Here is a 24120-nt window from a genome sequence, read left to right as displayed (position 1 = left end):
TCAACCAATTCCCATGCTTTCAGCCAGTGCTTCCAGCGCCTGTTCAAAGCACGCCAGCGGCGCCCGCACAGTGCCTGCGCCAATCTGCCCGATACCCGCCTCTTTATGGGCGATACCGGTATTGATAAGCGGCGTAATGCCGGTTTCTACCACGCGACGAATATCCAGCCCCAGACACGCGCCCTGAAAATCCCAGCCGGGGATCTGCAACTGCATATTGCGTTCAAGGAAGATTTCCGCCATCTCTTCAGAAACCGTTCTGGCAGCTTCCATACCACCTGCACCGACGAAGCGCGTTACGCCAGGTGCTGCGATCATTGCGGCTCCGCCAATACCAAAGGTTTCGGTAATCGCGCTATCGCCCATATCCGGGTTCGCCTGCTCCTGCGAGAAGCCGGTGAAAAACAGACCTTGCGGAGTGTTTACAGGCGCAGTAAACCAGCGTTCACCCAGCCCGCTTACCCGAATCCCGAACATGTTGCCGTTGCGGGTCATTGCCGTGACGATGCTGCCCGCGCGGATCATCGCGCCAGCATCCATCGCCGCCTTGCAATAGGCCATCGCGAGGTTGAGGAAGAACTGATCGGTCACGCTGAGGAAATCCATCACTTCGGCGATGTGCTGTTTATCATGATCGAGGCGGGCAATTTGTGGGGCCAGCGCACGCATTAACAATGCTGAGGAAGCAATATTGCGTTGATGGAACTCATCGCCCATCGTAATGCCCTGCGCCATCATCGCGGTGAGATCGATACCGCGCTCCATGCGCCCCAGCGCGGCGCTTAATACCGGCATTAACACGTCGCGCATCCAGCGGTGACGGGTCAGAACATCTTCGCCGTAAGCGCCAAAACGCATCACTTTACCGATACCTTCATTCAGGTTGCAGTACGCCCGGTTGCCGTCGGTCACGTTCTCGACCACCAGCATCGGCATACTGGCAGAAGTAATGCCGCCCATTGGCCCGACGGCATTTACATGGTGACAAGGAATGAAGTTCACTTCCCCTTGTTCAAGCATTGCCAGCGCCTGCGCTTCATCTTTCGCCCAGCCTTCGAACAGACATGCCCCTACACACGCCCCTTTCATGGGGCCGGTCATCTCCTGCCAGCGCATCGGCGGCCCGGCGTGAAGCAGTGTTTTGCCCTGATTCAATTCGCTAATGAGTAAAGACGCCGGTTGCACATCCAGCCAGTGTGGACGAGCGCGACGAATTTGTTCGATAACCGCAGCATTGGCTTGCGCCACTGATGTAAACATGGGAACCCCTTATTGCAAACGTTCTAATAAACGAGCCAGTTTTTTATTGCCGCCAGCGACTGGCGCCCATTGGTAATGCACGACCGGTTTGCTGGCGCCTTGTAGTTCCAGCGCAAAACTGCGTAATCCGGCGTTAATCACCGCGACGTTTTCCAGTAATGACGGTGTGTGTTGCAGTGTGGCAGGCGAAAGCGGGCGAATCAGTGCCGCCGCCAGTAATGTGGCTTCCGGCAGCGAACTCACTACCGCGATCCCCGCATCTTCCAGCGTGGCGATTTGCTGCGAGCGGCATTGCGGGTCACGTTCGGTACCTGTCACCGTGGCAATGGCGTACAGCGGTTGGTTGTCTGAACGCGCGGCACAGGCTTTCTGCCAGGCGCTTACCAGCGAGGCCGCAGGATCGGCGGTCGCACCGAAGCCAATCACCACATCAAGCAGCAATACGCGCACGTGTGGTTTTGCACCAAGCTCGGCAATTAACTGGTTGCGTAAGGTCGGGTCGATCATCGGATGGGGACGCCCGACGGTGTAGAAATCATCGCCCAGGTCAATGATCTGGTGACCATCAGCGTCCAGCATCATGCCGTGATGATGGGCATCGTCGGCTACCACGCCAGGATGCCCGGCAAGTAATCCCGCCGCTTCGGCGGCCAGCGTACCGCCGGTATACAAGCCGCAAATAAATCCGCTGCTGACAGGCGCTATTGCGTTACGTCGCGCCGTAACGCGTGAAAGCAGGCAAGCCAGACGCGCGGCATCATCCAGCGAGGAGGCAAACCAGACATTCTCTTCACGAGCCACCGCCGGGGCATAACCTAAAAACAGCGCCACCGTCGGTTTACCCGTCGCTTTCATCGCGTTAACGATACGCAGGCGCACGGCTTCGGCAGGTGGTTTAGAGACAAACGCCAGCACTTCACTTTTCGCATCGGCACTCAACATTTCCAGCGCCGTCAGCGCACTGATCCCGCCCACTTCACGACTGAGATCGCGCCCGCCAAGACCAATCGCGTGAGTAATTCCCTCACCTGCCAGCGCAATCTGCGAGCACAGTTCCTGAATCCCTGTACCAGAAGCGCCAATGACACCAATATTGCCTTCCGGCATCACATTGGCGAAAGCCAGCGGCGTGTCGGCAATCATCGACGTACCGCAGTCCGGCCCCATCACCAGCAAGCCTTTTTCCCGGGCGCGGGTTTTGAGTTGGATTTCATCTTCCAGCGTGACGTTATCAGAGAACATCATCACGTTGAGGTTGCGATCCAGCGCCTGATTCGCCAGCTCTGCCGCGTACTCACCAGCCACTGAAATCAGCGCCAGACTGGCGTCGGGTAATTTCTGACAGGCACTGTCCCAGCGACGTACCTGCGTCAACGCCTGGCTGCTGCCTGAACCTTGCGCCAGTTGTTTTAGCGCCTCTTCAAGCTGCTGCATAATCGCCTGCGCGATCCCCGCATCCGCCGCTTCGCTACGAATTGCCACGCAAATATCGTTCGGCGTGGCGTTATTAAAATCGTCATGCCAGAAACCTGTGGTATCTAATAACGCTTTATTGGCGGGCGTACCCATCATTACGGAAACATCATCAATATTTTCTGATTCGCTGAGTTTTCGTGAAATAATCATTAAACTGACCGAATCCTGAAAACACCCTTTTTTAATAAAGGCGTGGATCATAACAACTCCTTAAAAATTGCACCCATGGCAATTGCACGAGCAGTGTTAATGTGTCAATCACGGTATCGATGACCGATGAAAAATAAGGTGATGAATATCACACAGGAATTATTAGCAAAAGAATTCAAATAACCGCCAGACTATTATCTGCTAATTTTTAACAAGCAGGGTTATTTTAAAAAACAAACCAAAAGTGCGCGGATTATCAAATAAATTCTAACTATATTTTTTTGCCTGTCTGGATCACATAATCCAGATATTTTCCCTGTATGTTAATTGCAGTCATGCTTCACACCGTCGTTAAAAAGGAAGACAGATGAAAATCAGTCGGGAAACACTCCACCAGCTAATCGAGAATAAACTCTGCCAGGCTGGATTAAAACGTGAGCACGCTGCAACCGTGGCTGAAGTATTGGTTTATGCCGATGCCAGAGGGATCCACTCTCATGGCGCGGTACGCGTGGAATACTACGCAGAACGTATTTCAAAAGGCGGCACCAACCGCGAACCGGAGTTCCGTCTTGAAGAAACGGGGCCGTGTTCGGCAATTTTACATGCCGACAATGCCGCCGGGCAGGTCGCCGCGAAAATGGGCATGGAACATGCCATTAAAACAGCACAACAAAATGGCGTTGCGGTGGTCGGTATCAGCCGGATGGGTCACAGCGGCGCAATCTCTTACTTTGTGCAGCAGGCAGCTCGCGCCGGATTAATTGGCATTTCGATGTGCCAGTCCGATCCAATGGTGGTGCCGTTTGGCGGCGCGGAAATTTACTACGGTACTAACCCGCTGGCCTTTGCCGCGCCGGGAGAAGGCAACGAGATCCTTACCTTTGATATGGCGACTACCGTACAGGCATGGGGAAAAGTGCTCGACGCCCGCTCACGCAATATGTCTATCCCGGAAAGCTGGGCAGTCGATAAAAACGGCGCACCAACCAGCGATCCGTTCGCGGTACATGCTCTGCTCCCCGCCGCTGGGCCGAAAGGGTATGGCCTGATGATGATGATTGACGTCCTCTCAGGCGTCTTACTCGGCTTACCGTTCGGGCGCCAGGTCAGTTCGATGTATGACGATTTACACGCCGGACGTAATTTAGGGCAATTACATTTGGTAATTAACCCGAACTTTTTCTCCTCCAGTGAAATATTCCGTCAACATCTTAGCCAGACCATGCGCGAATTAAATGCCATTACCCCCGCGCCCGGTTTTAACCAGGTTTATTATCCCGGTCAGGATCAGGATATTAAACAACAAAAAGCCGCCGTCGAAGGCATCGAAATTGTTGATGACATTTACCAGTATTTAATTTCCGACGCGCTTTATAACACGTCATACGAAACGAAAAATCCCTTTGCGCAATAATTATTGAGACAGGACTTTCTTATGATTACACATTTTCGTCAAGCCATAGAAGAAACGCTGCCCTGGCTTTCCTCTTTTGGCGCTGACCCTACGGGTGGGATGACCCGTTTACTTTATTCGCCGGAATGGCTGGAAACCCAACAGCAATTTAAAAAAAGAATGGCAGCAAGCGGGCTGGAAACACGTTTCGATGAAGTGGGAAATTTATACGGTCGCCTGAATGGCACCGAATATCCACAGGAAGTGGTTCTGAGCGGTTCGCATATCGATACCGTGGTTAACGGCGGTAACCTCGACGGGCAATTCGGCGCGCTGGCGGCCTGGCTGGCAATTGACTGGCTGAAAACGCAATACGGCGCGCCGCTACGTACGGTCGAAGTGGTGGCGATGGCAGAAGAAGAAGGCAGCCGCTTCCCGTATGTCTTCTGGGGCAGTAAAAATATCTTTGGGCTGGCGAATCCTGACGACGTACGGAATATCTGTGATGCCAAAGGAAATAGTTTTGTCGATGCGATGAAGGCTTGCGGATTCACTCTGCCGAACGCCCCACTAACTCCGCGTCAGGATATTAAAGCCTTTGTCGAACTGCATATCGAACAGGGCTGTGTGCTGGAAAGTAATGGGCAGTCAATTGGCGTGGTGAATGCAATTGTCGGGCAACGTCGCTATACGGTGACGCTGAACGGCGAATCAAACCATGCAGGCACCACGCCGATGGGCTATCGTCGTGACACGGTTTATGCGTTTAGCCGCATTTGCAATCAGTCCGTAGCCAAAGCGAAAAAGATGGGCGATCCGCTGGTGCTGACCTTTGGCAAAGTGGAGCCGCGCCCAAATACGGTTAACGTAGTGCCGGGTAAAACCACGTTCACCATTGATTGTCGTCACACCGACGCTGCCGTGCTGCGCGATTTCACCCAACAGTTAGAAAACGACATGCGGGCGATTTGCGATGAAATGGACATTGGTATTGATATCGATTTATGGATGGACGAAGAACCGGTGCCGATGAACGAAGAGCTGGTCACCACCCTGACGGAACTGTGTGAAACAGAAAAACTGAATTACCGGGTGATGCACAGTGGTGCCGGGCACGATGCGCAAATTTTCGCGCCTCGCGTGCCGACCTGCATGATTTTCATTCCCAGCATTAACGGGATCAGCCATAACCCGGCGGAACGCACCAATATTACCGACCTTGCCGAAGGGGTCAAAACGTTGGCACTCATGCTTTATCAACTTGCCTGGCAGAAATAAGGAGTTATAAATGGGATATTTAAATAACGTCACCGGTTACCGCGATGATTTACTGGCTAACCGTGCGATTGTTAAACACGGTAATTTCGCGCTGTTAACCCCGGATGGTCTGGTAAAAAATATTATTCCTGGCTTTGAAAATTGTGACGCGACAATCCTCTCCACACCAAAGCTTGGCGCTACGTTTGTCGATTATCTGGTGACGCTGCATCAAAACGGCGGTAATCAGCAGGGATTCGGCGGAGAAGGAATTGAAACGTTCCTGTATGTCATTTCTGGAAATATCACTGCCGAAGCCGAAGGAAAAACATTTACCTTAAGTGAAGGTGGCTATCTTTATTGCCCGCCAGGCTCCTTAATGACTTTTGTTAACGCCCAGGCCGAAGACAGCCAAATCTTTTTATATAAGCGTCGCTATGTTCCGGTAGAAGGTCATGCGCCGTGGCTGGTTTCTGGCAATGCCAGCGAACTGGAACGCATTCATTATGAAGGTATGGACGATGTTATTCTGCTGGATTTTCTGCCCAAAGAGTTAGGTTTTGATATGAACATGCATATCCTCTCTTTTGCGCCAGGTGCCAGCCACGGTTATATCGAAACCCACGTTCAGGAGCACGGTGCTTATATTCTTTCCGGTCAGGGAGTTTATAACCTCGATAATAACTGGATCCCGGTAAAAAAAGGCGATTACATCTTTATGGGCGCTTATTCTTTACAGGCCGGTTATGGCGTAGGGCGTGGTGAAGCGTTCAGCTATATTTACTCGAAAGATTGCAACCGCGACGTAGAAATTTAAGTCATACCACTCGCCTGATTATTTTTAGCTATGTTGGATTTTGCCACGGTTTATACCGTGGCTTTTTTTGCGGTAAATTCAGGTAAAAAACAGATGCGGGATAAAATGCATCCGCTTCAGGCTGAAAACCGCACAGACAATCCCCTCGCCCCTTTGGGGAGAGGGGGAAAGCCATGCTCGTAGCAATCAGAAGCAGATGCGATATGAACCGCATCCGCTTTAAAGGTAAGAATCAGGGTTTAATTCCCTGACCTATTTTAATGGCGCAGGCAATATTTCGCGCGCTGTTGAAGAGATTGGTTTCACCACTGGCGAGCACTTCGGCTAAAGGTGCCAGACGTGGCAAAATGCTGAACACCGCGTCAATGCCGTACTGGTGCACCACTTCCACACCATCACCCAATACGCCAGCAATCCCAATCACCGGTACATTAAACTGCTTCGCCACCGACGCCACGCCCAGCGGCGCTTTACCGCCTGCCGTTTGCGAGTCGATGCGCCCTTCCCCGGTGATCACCAGCGCCGCCCCCTGCACCGCCTGCTCCAGGTTGACCGCCCGCAGTACAATCTCAATACCCGGTTTAATATCCGCATTGAGAAATACCGCCGCCGCAATACCCATACCGCCCGCCGCGCCGCCGCCCGCCATCTGGCAGACATTGATTTCCGTTTGCTGCTGCAAAACACGGGCGAAATTTTGCAGCCCCTGCTCCAGCTCTTCGACCATCTCCGGCGTTGCCCCTTTTTGCGGGCCAAACACCGCCGCCGCGCCGCGTGCCCCTACCAGCGGGTTATCAACATCACACGCCACTTCAATATGACAGCTCGCCAGACGCGGATCGCATTCCTCCATCTCAATGCTTGCCACACGCGCTAAATTGCCGCCGTTTGCCGCCAGCGCCTGACCGTCGGCATCAATGAAACGCACACCGAGCGCCTGCGCCATGCCCATACCGCCGTCTACCGTCGCGCTGCCGCCAATGCCGAGAATAATATGGCGAATGCCGTTATCCAGCGCATGACGAATCAGCTCGCCGGTGCCATAACTTGACGCCAGCAACGGATTACGCTTTTCAGGCACGACCAGCATCAGGCCACTTGCTGCCGCCATCTCAATCACCGCCGTTTTCCCGTCGCCGGTAAGGCCATAAAAAGCATTCACTTTTTCGCCCATCGGCCCACAGACTTCGAGCGTCACGATGTTGCCGCCCGTCGCGGCAACCATCGCATCCACCGTTCCTTCGCCGCCATCTGCTATTGGCAAACAGATATAGTGCGCATCGGGAAAGAGGGGCGAAAACCCGGCTTTAATTGCCTGACAACATTTTTCTGCACTTAAGCTCTCTTTAAACGAGTCTGGCGCAATGACAATCTTCATTATCAATCCTTTTTCAACAAATTATTCGATGCGTTCCCACGGAATAAGGTTATCCATAAGAACAGCCAGTAAAATTCCGACCAGTAAGCCGTTACTGAGCAGAGGACGAAGCGTTAATGGAAGGTCTTGCAGATACACAGGCGGTAATGCCATTAAAAATATGCCGACAAATAACGGCAATGCGAGTCGATAAATATTGCGAGCGGTAAACGTTATTTGCTGACTAAACACCAGCGCGGAAAAGAGTAAAGGCAGATAAGAAACCAGCATGACCGCGCTACTCACTGGTAAAGGGATACTGCAAAATAGTCGTGTGAGTGCCGGAACCAGTGCCACCAGCAGGCAAATAACGCTGCCATAAATAAACGAACGCCGCGTGTAATCGCCAGTCTGGGTTAATAAACCAATGGATGAAACAAACGGTGAAAATGGAATTACCGCCAGCGGTACGGTTATCAGCGTCATAAATCCGGTCGCCACAAAGCTACGACGATAACGCGTATTCCCCGCGCCCTGCTGCGGATAAAAAACATCCGTGCCCCGAATCGCACCGTAGGTATTACTGATATTCACCAGACCTGTAATCACCGCCGTCAGAATAATTCCCGGCGACAACGCACCGCCACTGCCGAGCGGGAACCACTGCCAGTGCAACTCACCGGAGAGCGAATGCGAAGAAGGAAAGCAAAAGTACCACAACAACCAGCCGGTTATCGTGCCGACCAACAGGCCGTAACGGGCAAAACGTTGCGGCAGGAAGATAATCATCGCCAGAACCAGGCACATCACCGCCACCGAGAGCGCGAACGGCGGTAACTGAATTTTAAAATTCGGGTCGGCTATGCCAAACGGCAGCCCGAGCATACCTTTGAAAAAGATAGTGGTCAGCTGCGCGCCCAGCATCAGCATAAACAGCACCATCACCGTCGGAGTAAACAACCGCGCAAGGCGATGACCTAATCCACTAAGTCCAATCAATATCGTCAGCACGCCGGAAATCGCAATCCCCACCGCCAGACTGGTGGCGATATCATTGACAGGCGTTCCGCGCGATGCTTCGCCAAGGGTGATAGTGAGGATAGTTCCCCACCACAGGCCACCTGGCCCTTCCATAATAGCGCGACGATGGCCGCAGAACGCCTGAGCGAAGCAGGCCAGTGCAGTAGCAAGAAAAGCATATTGGGTGAGCGTAAGCAGGTTACTTTGCGGCAACTGAAAAGCCGAAAGCAGCGTAGGAGGAACCACAACCGTGTTGCAAAAAATAAAGAAAAACCACTGAAATCCTGATAACAGGCTTTCGCGGCTCACTGCAAAATTGAACATAAACACACCTTAACCGGAGAATGCCCGCCGCAAGGACGGGCATTGCAGGGGCCAGATTACTGCTGATGTTTAAGGATAAATTGACCTTTCGGCGCAACAGGGAAGCCCTGTTCGATGTCGTAAATCACATCACCACGTAAGATGGTTTTCGTGATACGCGCGCCAATGGTTCGGCCAACATACGGGCTGACTTTGTGGCGATATTCCAAATCGTCATTGGTAAGAACATAGCTGCTATTCGGTTGAATGAAGACAAAGTCGGCATCTTTTCCTGGGGCGATACGACCTTTTTGCTGCAGACCGAAGATATCTGCTGCATTAGTCGCCATTAATTTGCCGAACATTGCCAGAGACATACCGCGTTTCTGTACTGCTTCATCGAACATCACGTCCATGCAGCTTTGCAGACCGGCGATACCGCCCCATGCTTTCATGATGTTACCGGCTTTCATTTCCGGCGGGCATGGAGAGTGGTCGGAAACCAGGCAGTCGATTTCACCGTTAAACAGTTTTTCCCACATGCCTTTCTGGTTTTCCAGATCGCGGATCGGCGGTGAACACTTCGCCAGGGTGCCAATTTCTTCGAACTGATCGGTATCCAGCACAAAGTAATGCGGGCAGGATTCACAGGTAACATCCTGACCTTCCTGACGCGCACGAGTCACTTCCTCAACACCTTCCGGGCTGCTGATGTGGCAAACGTGCAGACGGCAACCGGCAACTTTCGCCAGGTACAGTACGCGGCGAATCGCTTCCACTTCGGTAAATACCGGACGAGAAGCCACATAATCATGTGCGGTTACGCGACCTTCACGCTTCGCTTCTTCGCCCAGTTCATCACAGATCAGAGCGTTTTCGCAGTGCACCAGCACCGGCTGCCCCATTTCGCCCAGCTTCTGCGCGCCTTTGAAGAACTGCCAGTCGTTTACGTCACGGAAGTCGTTGTCGATACCACGATCGCCACAGGTCGCAACGAAGCATTTGAAGCCGACAACGCCCACTTCATCCAGTTCGTGCAGACGGTCGATGTTGTAAGAGACCAGGCCACCCAGTTGTGCCGCATCGACAGTCAACTTACCTTTAGCGGCGTCGAACTTCAGTTCAATCGATGCGCGATCAACGGTTGCTGGCAACTGGTTGAGCGGCATTTCGATCATGGTGGTGATACCTCCTTTTGCCGCTGCGCGAGTGCCGGTTTCATAACCTTCCCAGTGGCTACGACCCGGTTCAGAAATATGGCTGTGCGCATCGACCATGCCCGGAGAAACCACCAGACCAGACGCATCCATAACTTCTTTTGCATCGCCCAGATCCTGACCGATAGCGGCAATTTTTCCGCCTTTAACGGCGATATCTACAACGCGAGCTTCGTTTTCTAAAATGACGGTGCCGTTTTTAATAATTAAATCAAAAGACATAACAAACTCCTTGTAAAATACAGATTGTTTTTTAACTCAATGTTCAATATCGGGATTAATTAACCTGTGACTTTTTGCTCTCCTGTTTTTTCTACTGCTGTGCGTTTCTTTAATAAAGCGTAGGCCGCAAAGGCGACGATGACGCCGACAAACCATGAAACACGCGATAACGGTTCCATGACCGGAATAAATTTACCGCCGAGAGATAAAATAACCGCCACCAGAGTGACTGAGAATGCAGTGAGGTTAAAACCGTTATCGTAATATTTAAAATCACCTGGTGCGGTGTACAGTTCATCAAGATTAATTTGCCCGCGCATTACTACGAAATAATGCGCCATCATCACACCAATTACCGGCCCCAGCATCCCACCGATAATATCGAGGAACAAATAAATACTGTCCTGGTTTTCCATTAATTTCCACGGGCAGATCAGCAGGCTGATAATACTGGCAATCAGTACGCCGTTTTTATAGGTCAGTTTCGTCGGTGCAATAGCGGCAATCTGATAACCAGCCGGAATAATATTACCGGTGGCGTTCGTGGAAATGGTCGTCATCAGAATAACCAGTACCGCAAAGAACGAGGCAAACAGGCTGTCCCAACGCTGAACAATATCCAGCACGTTCCAGGTGTCAGCGCCGTAATGAATACTGGCTCCGGCAATAATACATACCCCGGCGACCGCAAACAGAATATAGGCCACAACCAAACCGAGCGTTTGCCCCAGCGCCTGCTCACGGAAAGAGTGAGCGTTTTGCGTAAAGTCTGATGCGCTCACCGCCGGTGCCGCCCAGACCGCAACCACCGCGTTGATCACCACCAGGAACAGGAAGCCACTATTTTCTGCCTTCTGAATACCGCTCGGAATGTAGTCAAAGATTGGAGCAATCCCTACCAGCGAAATCGCCCAAATTGCCATACCGCCGAAGACGATATAGATGCACGGGTTAAGAATAGCGGTGAATTTATTTAAAACTTTGCCACCGCCAAAACCAATACCAACGTTAACCAGCCAGAAGAGTAAGAAAGTGATTAAGCCCGGTAGAGAAAGCCCTAACAGGGTAAAATCACCGCCGAGAGTTAAAAATCCCGGCCAGATTTTGCCAATCAGGATCAAGCAGGCCAGCGATCCGGCATAACACTGCAAACCAAACCACATGATGGCGGCAATCCCGCCTCTTAACAGTCCGGGAAACAGTGCGCCACGCACGCCATACGAAGCTCGCAGGATCATAGCAAAAGGCACGCCGTATTTACTGCCCGCAGCACCGTTTAATACCATTACCGCAGCTATAAAAAAGGCGCTAAGGATAATTGCCAGCATAATACTAAAAGTAGACAAGCCGAGAATAAAAAAGCCGCCGACCATTACATAATTGGGAACGTTATGAACCGAACCCATCCATAAGGTAAAGTAGTTAAATGTTTTCCAGGTACGTTGACTTTGTGTTTTCGGTAATAAATCTTCGCTATATCCGCGTTGCTGGAATAGTTTTCTCTGATGTTCCATAAATCCCTCTTAATTTCACGTATCGAATAACGCTGTTTTAATCTAGCTATGAGGAACTAATAAAATAAAAAATAATTTTTAATACTGAAGCAACGTCGTTGGCTGCTTTCTTTTTTTACTGCTGGCCGAATCAATTATTTGATATCGGCCATTTTTATTGCAGGCATCGAGGCTTTATCGGCAACGATGCCTTTTTATCAGGCGAGTTTATGATTCGCCATTAACTCCAGCGCCTGCACTAATGCAGAGTGATCCAACTGGCTGCCGCCGTTTGCCGCACAGGTATTAAATAACTCCTGGCAGGTTGCGGTGTTTGGCAGATTCAGCGCCAGTGCTTTCGCACTTTGCAGCGCCAGGTTGAGATCTTTCTGGTGCAGAGCAATTTTGAAGCCCGGATTAAAGGTGCGTTTAATCATACGCTCACCGTGAACTTCCAGAATGCGCGAGGAAGCAAAGCCGCCCATCAGCGCCTGGCGCACACGCACCGGATCGGCACCGGCTTTCGATGCAAACAGCAGGGCTTCAGAAACCGCTTCAATATTGAGCGCCACGATAATCTGGTTTGCTACTTTACAGGTCTGACCGTCGCCGTTACCGCCCACGAGGGTGATATTTTTACCGAGCAGTTCAAACAGCGGTTTAACACGTTCAAATACCGCTTCGTCGCCACCAACCATAATTGACAATGTCCCTTCACGGGCGCCGATTTCGCCGCCGGAGACTGGCGCGTCGAGATAATCGCCGCCCAGTTCATTCACCTGACGGGCGAAACGTTTAGTTTCAATCGGTGAAATGGAGCTCATATCAACAATGGTTTTGCCCTTCAGCGAGGCTTTGGTACAACCATTTTCACCAAACAGAACTTCTTCAACCTGTGGCGTATCCGGCACCATAATAAAAATGATGTCTGACGCTTCTGTTACCTGGCGCGCAGTGTCAACGCTGACGGCACCGAGTGACAGTAATTCATCAGCAACCGAACCAATAGTTGTGACATGCAGTTGATGACCGGCGCGCGCCAGATTAATGGCCATCGGAGTACCCATAATGCCTAAGCCAATAAATCCCAGTTTCATATTTAGCCTCTTTTAAATGTCGCTTTTCCTGAATTCAGACAACGCGATCCCCTGCCGACGTAGCGGCCTAAAAAAGCATTGTCTGAACAGCGTTACGTTTTAACGGTACGGTTTCATCCAGCCTAAACCGGCTTCCGTGGTGGTTCTGGGTTTATATTCACAGCCAACCCAACCGTTGTAGTCAGAATTTTCAATTACCTTAAAGAGATAATCGTAATTAATTTCTCCGGTTCCCGGTTCGCCACGATGTGGATTATCGGCGATTTGCAGGTGACCAATTTTATCGGCCCATTGGGTCATGGTGTTGGTTAATTCACCTTCCATCCGCTGCATATGATAAATGTCATACTGAATTTTCAAATTGCAGCAGCCTACATCATCAATCAGTTTCAGCGCCTGCTGAGTTCCGGTGAGATGGAAACCAGGGATATCGAAATGGTTGATAGGTTCAATCAGTAATAAAATATCTTCTTTCATCAACATATTCGCGGCATAACGCAGGTTTTCCACAAGCGTTGCGTGAATCTGTTCACTGCTGAAACCCGCCGGAGTTTTACCGACCAGACAGTTGATTTTTTTATTACCCAGCGCACGGGCATAACGAATCGCCGCTGCTACGCCATCACGAAACTCTTCTTCACGGCCAGGAATACAGGCAATACCCCGCTCGCCCGCCGCCCAGTCACCCGCAGGTAAATTATGCAGCGTATGCTCGAGTTTATTACTCGCCAGCACCTGTTTTAATTCTTCAATGTCGTAGTCATAAGGGAACATAAATTCAACGCCGCGAAAACCACACTGCGCGGCTTTCTCAAAACGGGCGAGAAAATCATATTCGCCAAATAACATCGATAAATTAGCAGAGAAACGTAACATTATTTATCTCCCTTATTCATAGTGCATGAAGCAGGTTTCAGTCGGCGCGTCCGCTGCGTTATCGGCGATATCTTCAAATTCCATGACGTTATCCAGTTCGCTACCCATCGAAATATTGGTTACTCGCTCCAGCATAATTTCCACCACCACCGGGACACGGTACTGATTCATTAAGACTTTCGCTTGTTCAAAGGCCGGTGCAATATCTTCCGGTTTGAAAACGCGAATCGCTTTACAACCTAAACCTTCTGCCACTTTCACGTGGTCAACGCCATAACCGTTCACATCACTGGAGTTAATATTTTCAAACGCAAGCTGTACGCAGTAATCCATATCAAATGCACGCTGCGACTGACGAATCAGGCCGAGATAGGCGTTATTAACCAGCACATGGATGTACGGAATATTGAACTGTGCGCCAACGGCTAATTCTTCAATCAGGAACTGGAAGTCGAAGTCACCGGAAATCGCCACCACATTACGCTCTGGATCAGCGGCACACACGCCCAGCGCCGCCGGAATGGTCCAGCCCAGCGGGCCTGCCTGACCACAGTTGATCCAGTGACGGTCTTTAAAGACGTGCAGCATTTGCGCCGCAGCAATTTGTGACAGGCCGATGGTGGTGACATAGCAAACATCGCGACCAAAGGCTTTGTTCATCTCTTCATACACGCGCTGCGGTTTCACCGGCACGTTGTCGAAGTGAGTTTTACGCAGCAAAGTACGTTTGCGTTGCTGGCAGTCGGCGCCCCACTCTTTACGACACGGCAGACGACCCGCTTTTTGCATCTCCTGCGCCACTTCAACCAGCAGCGTCAGTGCCGCTTTGGCGTCGGAGACAATGCCCAGATCCGGGCACAGTACGCGGCCAATTTGCGTCGGCTCAATATCGATATGGACGATTTTGCGCCCTTCGGTGTATTTCTCTACCGAACCGGTATGACGGTTGGCAAAACGGTTACCGATACCAAACACCATGTCGGACGCCAGCAATGTTGCGTTACCGTAACGATGCGCAGTTTGCAGACCCACCATCCCGGCCATCAGTTCATGATCGTCCGGGATACAGCCCCAGCCCATCAGCGTTGGGATCACCGGAACGCTGGTCAGTTCAGCAAACTGTTGTAACAGCGCGGCTGCGTCAGCATTGATAACCCCGCCCCCGGCAACAATCACCGGACGTTCGGCCTGGATTAACATTTCTACAGCTTTTTCGATCTGCATACGGCTGGCAGCAGGTTTGTAGACCGGCAGCGGTTCGTACATATCAGGATCAAACTCGATTTCCGCTACCTGAACGTCGAACGGTAAATCCACCAGTACCGGCCCCGGACGACCAGAACGCATCAGGTGAAATGCCTGTTGCAGCACACGAGGCACCAGTGCTGCTTCACGTACTGTAACCGCCATTTTACTGACCGGCTTGGCAATTGCTTCAATATCAACGGCCTGGAAATCTTCTTTATGCAGACGGGCGCACGGAGCCTGACCGGTAATGCACAAAATAGGAATGGAATCAGCAGAAGCGGAATAGAGCGCGGTGATCATGTCAGTGCCTGCTGGTCCCGATGTTCCCAGACATACGCCGATATTCCCTGCCGTTGCGCGGGTATAACCTTCCGCCATGTGCGACGCACCTTCCACGTGACGCGCCAGAATGTGACGAATACCGCCGTGCTTACGCATCGCTGAATAGAAAGGATTGATTGCTGCTCCCGGAACGCCGAAGGCGGTGGTGATACCTTCTTTCTCCAGCACATACATTGCCGCGTCAACGGCTCTCATTTTTGCCATTTTCTTCCTACCTCAATTAATTGGAAAAATTTTCCAACTTTCAAATTTTGTCAAAAAAACCCGCTCTGCAGAGCGGGATGCGACAGACACTATGGATGTGCTTTCAGTCCCAACGCCGTGCTGATATCGCGGGCGGTGTCTCTGACCAGCTCACCCTGACTGACAAAACGATCTTCTGTCAGTCTTGATGAAGGCCCGGAGATGGAGATAGCGGCAACAACACTACCCACATCATCGTAAATTGCTGAAGCTATGCAATTCAGGCCAACAACATGCTCTTCTTTATCTACGGTATAGCCCAGTTCACGCGCTTGTTCCAGATCCTTCAGCAAGGTGGGCATATCCACAAGCGTAGTTGGCGTAAACTGCTGCAAACCGGTTTGCAGGATGATGCTCATCAGCTCCTCTTCCGCCAGCGGATAAAGCAGCGCCTTACCTGCGCCGGAAGCATGTAACGGCAGACGACTGCCCAGCGGTGCACACATCCTGACCATCGATTTACACTCTAACTGACCAATTAATACCGCTTCATTGCCGTTACGAATCGCGACATTGACCGTTTCGCCGGAAAGTAACATCAGGCGGCGCATAAACGGCCCGGCGACGGAGAGGACATCGCGGTTATGGATGTACGCCGCACCGACGTTAAAGACACCTAATCCTATATGCCACCAGCCTAACTGACTGTCCTGATAGACAAAATCCGCTGCCTGTAAAACCTTCAGCAGGCGAAAGGTCGTGGAGAGCGGCAAATCCAGATTGAGAGAAATATCGCTAACTGACGAACTTCCCCCACTTTTTTCCAGATATTGCAGAATCGCAATTCCCCGCTCTAATGCCTGTGCGCCCTTCTGTGCCACAGGCTCCGCCTGTCCTGGCCTGCCGCGCCGTCTAACTTCCGTCATACCTACGTTAACTCCGACCTACAAGTGAGCATAAACAATGAACAATTCGTTTATCTTATGCAAGTCGGTTGTAGGCGTCACGCAAAACAGAGCTCCTGCTCAGGAATACTTTCGACATCACAGTTGTCACTGCCGCCGCGATCGATGGTCAGAAAATCGGTGACGCGCTGCCAGGCGAAAAGCGGGTGATGCCAGACATTACGATGGTAATTCACCCCCTGCTCACCGTTGGTGATAAACGCCCGCAGCGTTGTCAGGTCTGGTTTGTCGTCACCTAACGCCACGACCACCACAAACACTTCCCCTTTCATCGGGATAAACGCCTGAGTGCCCAGCGGATGACGTTCGAGTTCGTGAATGGTCAGCGGCAGCCTGGCAGGTTGCGCGCGGTTAATGCTAATCAGAGTACGGTCTTGCTCAAGAATCTCAACCAGCGCCAAATCGTGATAACGCTCCACCAGGCCATTGTTAATATGAAAAAAATCCCGTTGCTGCGTTTCGATTACGTCGCCATAAGCACTGAAGGCTTCCTGACTTAACGGTAATACCTGAAGTTTCATCTTGTTGTCCTTGTAACATAATTCCGTTCAACCAGCGCCGACCGGTCAGCTTGGTTTCAATAACAGGCAATCTAAAACCTTAAGAGAACAACATCAACACAAAAGTTGGAATATTTTTCCAAAACTAGATTTAGCCCACAAATCACACAGGGTTATCATGTAAAAATACAAGTAAATCAAAGGACAGCAAAATCACGCAACTTGCGGATTTAAAAGGGGATACCTGAAGATGTTTGATCCAGAAACCTTGCGGACTTTCATTGCGGTTGCTGAAACAGGAAGTTTTTCAAAAGCGGCAGAACGATTATGCAAAACCACGGCGACCATCAGTTATCGCATTAAACTTCTGGAAGAGAATACCGGGGTGGCGTTGTTTTTCCGCACCACTCGCAGCGTGACATTGACAGCGGCAGGCGAGCATCTGCTTTGTCAGGCCAGAGACTGGCTGAGCTGGCTGGAAAGTATGCCCAGCGAGCTGCAACAGGTGAATGATGGCGTAGAACGCCAGGTGAATATTGTCATCAACAACCTGCTCTACACCCCCCAGGCCGTCGCCCAATTGCTGGCGTGGCTGAATGAACGTTACCCGTTTACCCAGTTTCACATCTCCCGGCAAATCTATATGGGCGTCTGGGATTCTCTATTGTACGAAGGTTTTTCACTGGCTATCGGCGTCACAGGAACCGAGGCGCTGGCAAATACCTTTAGTCTTGATCCCTTAGGATCGGTGCAATGGCGCTTTGTCATGGCGGTGGATCATCCGCTGGCGAACGTTGAAGAGCCGCTCACAGAAGCGCAGTTACGGCGCTTTCCGGCGGTCAATATTGAAGACAGCGCCCGCACATTAACCAAACGCGTGGCCTGGCGATTGCCGGGGCAAAAAGAAATTATTGTTCCTGATATGGAAACGAAAATCGCCGCCCATCTGGCGGGCATTGGCATTGGTTTTTTGCCAAAATCACTTTGCCAGTCAATGATCGATAATCAACAACTGGTCAGCCGGGTCATTCCAACGATGCGCCCTCCTTCGCCATTGAGTCTGGCATGGCGCAAATTTGGCAGCGGCAAAGCGGTAGAAGATATTGTGACCTTGTTTACCCAGCGCAGGCCGGAAATCAGCGGATTTTTAGAAATTTTCGGCAACTCACACAGTTAAAAATCAAGTTTCCTTGCGCGTTGGCGCGTAAAATAGCGCGCAAGCTGATTTGAGGTTCACTTTTAACTATGCAAGAGAGACACACGGAACAGGACTATCGTGCCCTGCTGATTGCTGATACGCCCATTATTGATGTTCGCGCCCCCATTGAGTTTGAGCAAGGCACAATGCCCGCCGCTATCAACCTGCCGTTAATGAATAACGATGAACGCGCCGCCGTTGGCACCTGCTACAAACAGCAAGGGTCAGACGCGGCGCTGGCGCTGGGGCATAAACTGGTGGCGGGTGAAATTCGTCAGCAGCGCATGGACGCCTGGCGGGCAGCGTGCCTGCAAAATCCGCAAGGTATTCTCTGCTGCGCCCGTGGCGGTCAACGTTCACATATTGTGCAACGTTGGCTGCATGAAGCGGGGATTGATTATCCGCTGGTGGAAGGCGGTTATAAGGCACTGCGCCAGACCGCGATTCAGGCGACCATTGAACTGTCACAAAAACCGATAGTGCTGATTGGCGGTTGTACCGGCAGCGGCAAAACGCTGTTAGTGCAGCAACAGCCGAACGGTGTCGATCTGGAAGGGCTGGCGCGCCATCGCGGTTCTGCTTTTGGTCGCACATTACAGCCGCAACTTAGCCAGGCGAGTTTTGAAAACCTGCTGGCTGCCGAAATGCTAAAAACCGACGCCCGTCAGGATCTGCGCCTGTGGGTGCTGGAAGATGAAAGCCGGATGATTGGTTCAAACCATCTGCCGGAATGTCTGCGCGAGCGAATGACCCAGGCGGCGATTGCCGTGGTAGAAGACCCGTTTGAGATCCGGCTTGAACGCCTGAACGAAGAATATTTCTTGCGTATGCATCATGATTTTACCCATGCATATGGCGACGAACAGGGCTGGCAAGCGTATTGCGAATATCTGCATCACGGTCTTTCGGCGATTAAGCGTCGGCTGGGGCTACAACGATATAATGAACTGGCTGCCCGGCTGGATGCGGCGCTGACAACGCAACTCGCAACCGGCAGCACCGACGGTCATATGGCCTGGCTTGTGCCGTTGCTTGAAGAGTATTACGACCCGATGTACCGCTATCAGCTTGAGAAAAAAGCGGAAAAAGTTGTCTTTCGCGGTGAGTGGGCGGAAGTGGCTGAGTGGGTTAAGGCGCGGTGATGAGCGGTATTCTGAAACGGCGATTGTCGTGAGAACAGAATGATTGCAACAGAATACAGATATAAAAAAACCGACATGACAGTCGGTTTTTTTATTTTTCCGCCCGAGAGTTGGTGGTTCTGGGCAGAGATGAAACAGTCCTCATCTAGCAAGTGAATTATAAGTCAGGATACCTACATATTCAAACAGCTATGCCGGCGATACAATCCCGACGCTAGTAATGATACTGCCTCAAGGGATTACCGCAGTGCGGAAAAGTACTTTTAAGTCCTGGTCAGGATACAGGTGGTGCTGATTCTGGTGCTCTGATTTGGAGAGAGGCAGTCCTCATCTAGCACATGAAGGAAAATCATAGTTACAGGCAACGTAAGGGTAAGCTGTGATTGTCTTTCTCCCTTAAGGGAGCAACGGATGAAAACTTTTCTCGATAAAGTTCTCATCGTTCTTAAGGCGCTGATCGCGCTGCTGGAACTGATCCGCCAGTTTATTGAATAACTGAGGAAACGTAGCTAAGGCCGAAGGTTTACCACCTTCGGCCTTTAACAAACCGGCATGACAGTCGGTTTCAGATTGTTGCCAAAGGGCGCACTATTCATGCCGGATGCGCTACGCCTGTCATCACCCCGCAAACTGCCTGAACAGCGCCTTCCCCTTAACCAGTCGCGCGCCCAGCCAGCCGCCGCAAAGCGACAGCAGCAACGCACCGCTGCACGGCAGCACAATCCACAATCGCCAGTCTGGCTCCCACGGGAAATCAAACACTTTTGATTGCAGTACCGCCAGCGCCGTTTCCGCACCGATGGCGGCCACCAGGCCGGAAACAAACCCGAGCATGGCAAACTCACACCACAATGTCGTGCGCAGCAGTTTTTTGCCCGCGCCGAGTGTACGCCACACCACCAGCTCCTGATGACGCTGACGCATTCCCACCTGCACCTGTGCCAGCAACAGCAACATACCGCAGGCGGTGACCAGCACCACCATCACTTCCAGCGCCCGACTTACCTGCTCCAGCACCTGACCGACCTGTTTTAAAATCGCGCCAATGTCTAACAGGCTAATGGTCGGGAACTGGCGGTTGAGTTGCGTCAACATGCCGTTGCCGTTCTCCCAGCGAAAACTGGTGAGCCAGCTTTGCGGCTGCCCGTCCAGCGCCCCTTCCGGGAAAATAAAATAGAAATTAGGCCGCAGACTTTCCCAGTCCACTTTGCGCAGGCTGGTCACTTTAGCGCGGAACTCCTGGGTATCGCCCATAAAAGTCACGGTATCGCCGAGGGTAACTTTTAAGCGTTTCGCCAGCCCCTCTTCCATCGACACTTCATCCGCTTTTGGCGGCCAGTTACCGGCGACAATCGGGTTATGATCGGGCCGCGTATTTTGCCAGGTGAGGTTGAGTTCGCGGTTGAGCGCCTCATCTTCATTGCCTTCTGTCGGCTTGCCGTTAATCGCCGTCAGCCGCGCCCGCACTACCGGATAAAACGATTCCGGGACTATCTGATGTTCCGCAAGGAACGCTTTTAGCGGTGTAACCTGTTCTGTTGCGATGTTGATTAAAAAGTAGTTCGGGCTTTCTGGCGGTAGCTGCTGTTGCCAGCGGTCGAGCAGATCGCCACGCAACACCAGCAGCAGTGCCAACAGCATAAAGGAGAGCGAAAATGCCGAAAGCTGGCTTAACGTTGACCACGGCTGTCGTAACAGGCGGCTGACCGCCAGACGCAAAGGTAGCGATTTCAGCGTCAGGCGGCGAAGTACATTAAGCAACATCCAGCCCAGCACACCGCACAGCAAAGCCAGCACTACCGCGCCCGCCAGCACCGCCCAGAGCAGCATACTACCACCCATTAATCCGGCGAGCAGCAGCACAACCACCACACTGACAATCGGCAGATAAAACTTCAGCGGCCAGACGTTCGCTACCACATCATTACGTAATACGCGTAAAGGCTGCGTTGCCAGCAACAAGCGGTACGGTCGTAGCCCCACCAGCAGCGAGATGACCGTCATGGTGCCGAGCGCCCACAGCCACGGCCAGAGGCTGGCTGGCGGTAGTGCAGCAGGCAGAACGGGCTTGAGCAGCACCATCAACACGTTTTCGAACAACAGACCTATCGCCCCACCGGTAACGGCTGAAAGCGTCAGCACCATCAACCACTGACCGACGATTAGCTTACGCAGTTGCGCTCGCCCTGCCCCCAGCGTTTTGAGGATCGCCACCAGATCGTAGCGACTGCGACAGTAATGATTCATCGCCACAGCCACCGCTGCCACTGCCAGCAGCAAGGTCAGAAGCGCCGAAAGCAGCAGGAACTGCTGCGAGCGTTCCATCGAGCGCCCCAGCGCGCCTTCGTCCTGTTCCAGCCCGTACCAACGTTGTTCGGGTTTAAGCTGCGGTAACAGCCATTTCTCATAGCCGTCGAGCTGGTTCTCGTTGCCGCCGAATTTATAGCGCCAGGTGACGCGACTCCCCGGCTGCACGGCTCCGGTTTTATCGACATCCGCCAGGTTCATCATCAGACGCGGAGCCATCTGGAAGGGGTTAAAACCGGAATCAGGTTCCTGAATTACTTCTCCGGCAATCCGCAGTGTGGCATCGCCCACGTCAATGGTGTCGCCCGTTTTCAGGTTAAGCAGTGCCATCAGGCGTGGGGCCAGTAATACGCTGCCCGCCTGCGGTTTCAGGTCTGGGGGATTAGTTTGCAGATCGCCATACATCGGGTAGATATCATCCACCGCTTTGACGTTCGCCAGCTGCGGTGTGTCGCCTGCAAAGGTCATAGTGGCGAAAGTAAGCTGCTTGCCGACTTTCAGGCCGCGCTTTTGCGCTTCCTCCAGCCACGCTTGCGGCACTTCGCGTGAACTGCGCAACGCCCGATCGCCCGCCATAAACTCCCGGCTTTGCTGGCTTAAGCCCTTCTCCATGCGATCGCTGATATTGCCCAGCGCCAGCACGCAGGCCACCGCCAGGCTTAGCGCCAGCCAGACAATTAATAGCGACGGCGAGCGCCATTCGCGCCAGAACCAACGTGCAATCATGCTTCCTCCTGCAATTGCCCGTTCACCAGCCGTAAGCAGCGGTCGCAGCGCGCCGCCAGTTGCAGGTCGTGAGTCACCATAATCAACGTGGTGCCATGTTCACGGTTGAGGGAAAACAGCAGGTCGGCAATTTTATCGCCCGTCTGGCGGTCAAGGTTGCCGGTGGGTTCGTCGGCAAACAGCACATCAGGCCGACCGTTAAAGGCTCTCGCAAGCGCCACACGTTGCTGTTCGCCGCCGGAAAGCTGTGCCGGAAGATGATCAAGACGTTTACCCAACCCTAACTGTTCGAGCAACGCTTTCGCTCCGTTACGACTTTCTGCGCTACTCTCACCGCGCAGCAGCGCCGGAAGCTCGACGTTTTCCAGCGCGTTAAGGGTAGGAATTAACATAAATGATTGAAAAACAAAGCCTACGTGCTTCGCGCGCAACTTTGCCCGCGCTTCTTCGTCCATATTATGTAGCGGTTGTCCCACCAGACTCACTTCGCCACTGCTGCCGTCATCCAGCCCGGCGAGGATCGCCAGCAAGGTTGACTTACCCGATCCCGACTCGCCCACCAGCGCGATGGTCTCGCCACGTTTGACAACCAGCTCAACTCCGGTGAGGATGGAGAGTTCATGCTCCCCCTGACCGACGGACTTCTTAAGATGATGAACTTCAACAATGTTTTCCGCTGGCATTTGCCCTTCCTGTTCCTGGTTCTGTTAACCTTCCGTGCCGCCGCAGCGGACACGTTATTGATTCTGGGTGATAGCCTGAGCGCCGGGTATCGAATGTCTGCCAGCGCGGCCTGGCCTGCCTTGTTGAATGATAAGTGGCAGAGTAAAACGTCGGTAGTTAATGCCAGCATCAGCGGCGACACCTCGCAACAAGGGCTGGCGCGCCTTCCGGCTTTGCTGAAGCAGCATCAGCCGCGCTGGGTGCTGGTTGAACTGGGCGGCAATGATGGATTGCGTGGTTTTCAGCCACAGCAAACCGAGCAAACGCTGCGCCAGATTTTGCAGGATGTCAAAGCCGCCAACGCTGAACCATTGTTAATGCAAATACGTCTGCCTGCAAACTATGGTCGCCGTTATAATGAAGCCTTTAGCGCCATTTACCCCAAACTCGCCAAAGAGTTTGATGTTCCGCTGCTGCCTTTTTTTATGGAAGAGGTCTACCTCAAGCCACAATGGATGCAGGATGACGGTATTCATCCCAACCGCGACGCCCAGCCGTTTATTGCCGACTGGATGGCGAAGCAGTTGCAGCCTTTAGTAAATCATGACTCATAAAGCAACGGAGATCCTGACAGGTAAAGTTATGCAAAAATCGGTCTTAATTACCGGATGTTCCAGTGGAATTGGCCTGGAAAGCGCGCTCGAATTAAAACGTCAGGGTTTTCATGTGCTGGCAGGTTGCCGGAAGCCGGATGATGTTGAGCGCATGAACAGCATGGGATTCACCGGTGTGTTGATCGATCTGGATTCGCCAGAAAGTGTTGATCGCGCTGCCGACGAAGTGATCGCCCTGACCGATAATTGTCTGTATGGGATCTTTAACAATGCCGGATTCGGCATGTATGG

At 52.1% G+C, this 24120-nt stretch carries 20 protein-coding genes and 1 pseudogene; 8 read left to right on the top strand and 13 right to left on the bottom strand.

Features of this window, described 5'->3' with window-relative positions:
* Together A7098_RS19630 and A7098_RS19625 are read right to left on the bottom strand one after the other, a co-directional pair.
* The gene (locus tag A7098_RS19630) at positions 1-1260 is read right to left on the bottom strand and encodes a DUF1116 domain-containing protein (RefSeq protein ID WP_105281324.1); all 1260 of its coding nucleotides are present in this window, start codon (positions 1258-1260) and stop codon (positions 1-3) included.
* Between the two features lie 9 nt (positions 1261-1269).
* A complete protein-coding gene (locus tag A7098_RS19625) occupies positions 1270-2937 on the bottom strand; it encodes an acyl-CoA synthetase FdrA (RefSeq protein ID WP_105281323.1) in 1668 nt (555 codons plus the stop codon).
* Positions 2938-3253: 316 nt separating this feature from the next.
* Between A7098_RS19625 and allD the strand changes: the two genes are divergently transcribed.
* Genes allD through allE form a run of 3 tightly spaced genes read left to right on the top strand, consistent with a single transcriptional unit; the run spans position 3254 to position 6356 of the window.
* Positions 3254-4303 (top strand): ureidoglycolate dehydrogenase, encoded by a 1050-nt coding sequence (gene allD, locus A7098_RS19620; protein WP_105281322.1) that lies wholly within the window; start codon positions 3254-3256, stop codon positions 4301-4303.
* Positions 4304-4324: 21 nt separating this feature from the next.
* Positions 4325-5560, top strand: coding sequence for an allantoate deiminase (gene allC, locus A7098_RS19615; RefSeq protein WP_105281321.1), 1236 nt, complete (start codon positions 4325-4327; stop codon positions 5558-5560).
* A gap of 10 nt (positions 5561-5570) precedes the next feature.
* Positions 5571-6356: a (S)-ureidoglycine aminohydrolase gene (allE, locus tag A7098_RS19610; protein WP_032224848.1), complete on the top strand. Its 786-nt coding sequence runs from the start codon at positions 5571-5573 to the stop codon at positions 6354-6356.
* 232 nt (positions 6357-6588) lie between these two features.
* Here allE and glxK read toward each other — a convergent pair whose 3' ends face one another.
* From glxK to allA, 9 genes are all read right to left on the bottom strand, one after another.
* On the bottom strand, positions 6589-7734 hold the full coding sequence (gene glxK / locus A7098_RS19605) for a glycerate 3-kinase (RefSeq protein ID WP_105281320.1): 1146 nt from the start codon (positions 7732-7734) through the stop codon (positions 6589-6591).
* Positions 7735-7755: 21 nt separating this feature from the next.
* Positions 7756-9057, bottom strand: a complete 1302-nt coding sequence (locus tag A7098_RS19600; RefSeq protein ID WP_105281319.1) for a uracil/xanthine transporter — start codon at positions 9055-9057, stop codon at positions 7756-7758.
* A 56-nt stretch (positions 9058-9113) separates the two neighbouring features.
* Positions 9114-10475 (bottom strand): allantoinase AllB, encoded by a 1362-nt coding sequence (gene allB / locus A7098_RS19595; protein ID WP_000006875.1) that lies wholly within the window; start codon positions 10473-10475, stop codon positions 9114-9116.
* A 59-nt stretch (positions 10476-10534) separates the two neighbouring features.
* On the bottom strand, positions 10535-11989 hold the full coding sequence (locus tag A7098_RS19590) for a putative allantoin permease (protein ID WP_000401111.1): 1455 nt from the start codon (positions 11987-11989) through the stop codon (positions 10535-10537).
* A 197-nt stretch (positions 11990-12186) separates the two neighbouring features.
* A complete protein-coding gene (glxR, locus tag A7098_RS19585; RefSeq protein ID WP_105281318.1) occupies positions 12187-13065 on the bottom strand; it encodes a 2-hydroxy-3-oxopropionate reductase in 879 nt (292 codons plus the stop codon).
* A 99-nt stretch (positions 13066-13164) separates the two neighbouring features.
* Positions 13165-13941 carry a hydroxypyruvate isomerase gene (gene hyi / locus A7098_RS19580; RefSeq protein ID WP_105281317.1) on the bottom strand — a complete coding sequence of 259 codons (777 nt, stop codon included), beginning with the start codon at positions 13939-13941 and terminating at the stop codon, positions 13165-13167.
* Between the two features lie 12 nt (positions 13942-13953).
* On the bottom strand, positions 13954-15735 hold the full coding sequence (gene gcl / locus A7098_RS19575) for a glyoxylate carboligase (protein ID WP_105281316.1): 1782 nt from the start codon (positions 15733-15735) through the stop codon (positions 13954-13956).
* An 89-nt stretch (positions 15736-15824) separates the two neighbouring features.
* Positions 15825-16640: an HTH-type transcriptional repressor AllR gene (gene allR, locus A7098_RS19570; RefSeq protein WP_000141275.1), complete on the bottom strand. Its 816-nt coding sequence runs from the start codon at positions 16638-16640 to the stop codon at positions 15825-15827.
* A gap of 77 nt (positions 16641-16717) precedes the next feature.
* Positions 16718-17200, bottom strand: coding sequence for an ureidoglycolate lyase (allA, locus tag A7098_RS19565; protein WP_000776394.1), 483 nt, complete (start codon positions 17198-17200; stop codon positions 16718-16720).
* 229 nt (positions 17201-17429) lie between these two features.
* On the opposite strand from allA, the gene allS reads away from it, so the two are divergent.
* From allS to dinQ, 3 genes are all read left to right on the top strand, one after another.
* Positions 17430-18356 carry an HTH-type transcriptional activator AllS gene (gene allS, locus A7098_RS19560; RefSeq protein ID WP_105281315.1) on the top strand — a complete coding sequence of 309 codons (927 nt, stop codon included), beginning with the start codon at positions 17430-17432 and terminating at the stop codon, positions 18354-18356.
* A 68-nt stretch (positions 18357-18424) separates the two neighbouring features.
* On the top strand, positions 18425-19519 hold the full coding sequence (gene mnmH, locus A7098_RS19555) for a tRNA 2-selenouridine(34) synthase MnmH (RefSeq protein ID WP_105281314.1): 1095 nt from the start codon (positions 18425-18427) through the stop codon (positions 19517-19519).
* 411 nt (positions 19520-19930) lie between these two features.
* Positions 19931-20014 (top strand): damage-inducible type I toxin DinQ, encoded by an 84-nt coding sequence (gene dinQ / locus A7098_RS24410; protein ID WP_349808740.1) that lies wholly within the window; start codon positions 19931-19933, stop codon positions 20012-20014.
* A gap of 123 nt (positions 20015-20137) precedes the next feature.
* Here the strand turns inward: dinQ and ybbP are convergent, their stop codons facing one another.
* Positions 20138-22552, bottom strand: a complete 2415-nt coding sequence (gene ybbP, locus A7098_RS19545) for a putative ABC transporter permease subunit YbbP (RefSeq protein ID WP_105281313.1) — start codon at positions 22550-22552, stop codon at positions 20138-20140.
* Positions 22549-23235, bottom strand: coding sequence for a putative ABC transporter ATP-binding protein YbbA (gene ybbA / locus A7098_RS19540; protein ID WP_001110573.1), 687 nt, complete (start codon positions 23233-23235; stop codon positions 22549-22551). Before ybbA ends, ybbP begins: the two co-directional genes overlap by 4 nt.
* Between ybbA and tesA the strand changes: the two genes are divergently transcribed.
* Both tesA and ybbO read left to right on the top strand, forming a co-directional pair.
* Positions 23206-23829: a multifunctional acyl-CoA thioesterase I/protease I/lysophospholipase L1 gene (gene tesA, locus A7098_RS19535; protein ID WP_001295836.1), complete on the top strand. Its 624-nt coding sequence runs from the start codon at positions 23206-23208 to the stop codon at positions 23827-23829. The genes ybbA and tesA overlap by 30 nt on opposite strands.
* Positions 23819-24120, top strand: a pseudogene (ybbO, locus tag A7098_RS19530) (NADP(+)-dependent aldehyde reductase); the annotation flags it as partial. The gene tesA and the pseudogene ybbO, both read left to right, overlap by 11 nt.

The sequence above is a fragment of the Escherichia sp. MOD1-EC7011 genome (genome assembly GCF_002965005.1).
Lineage (GTDB): Bacteria > Pseudomonadota > Gammaproteobacteria > Enterobacterales > Enterobacteriaceae > Escherichia > Escherichia ruysiae.
Note: the sequence above shows the minus strand (reverse complement) of the source record. Positions and strands in the feature narration are given on the sequence as shown.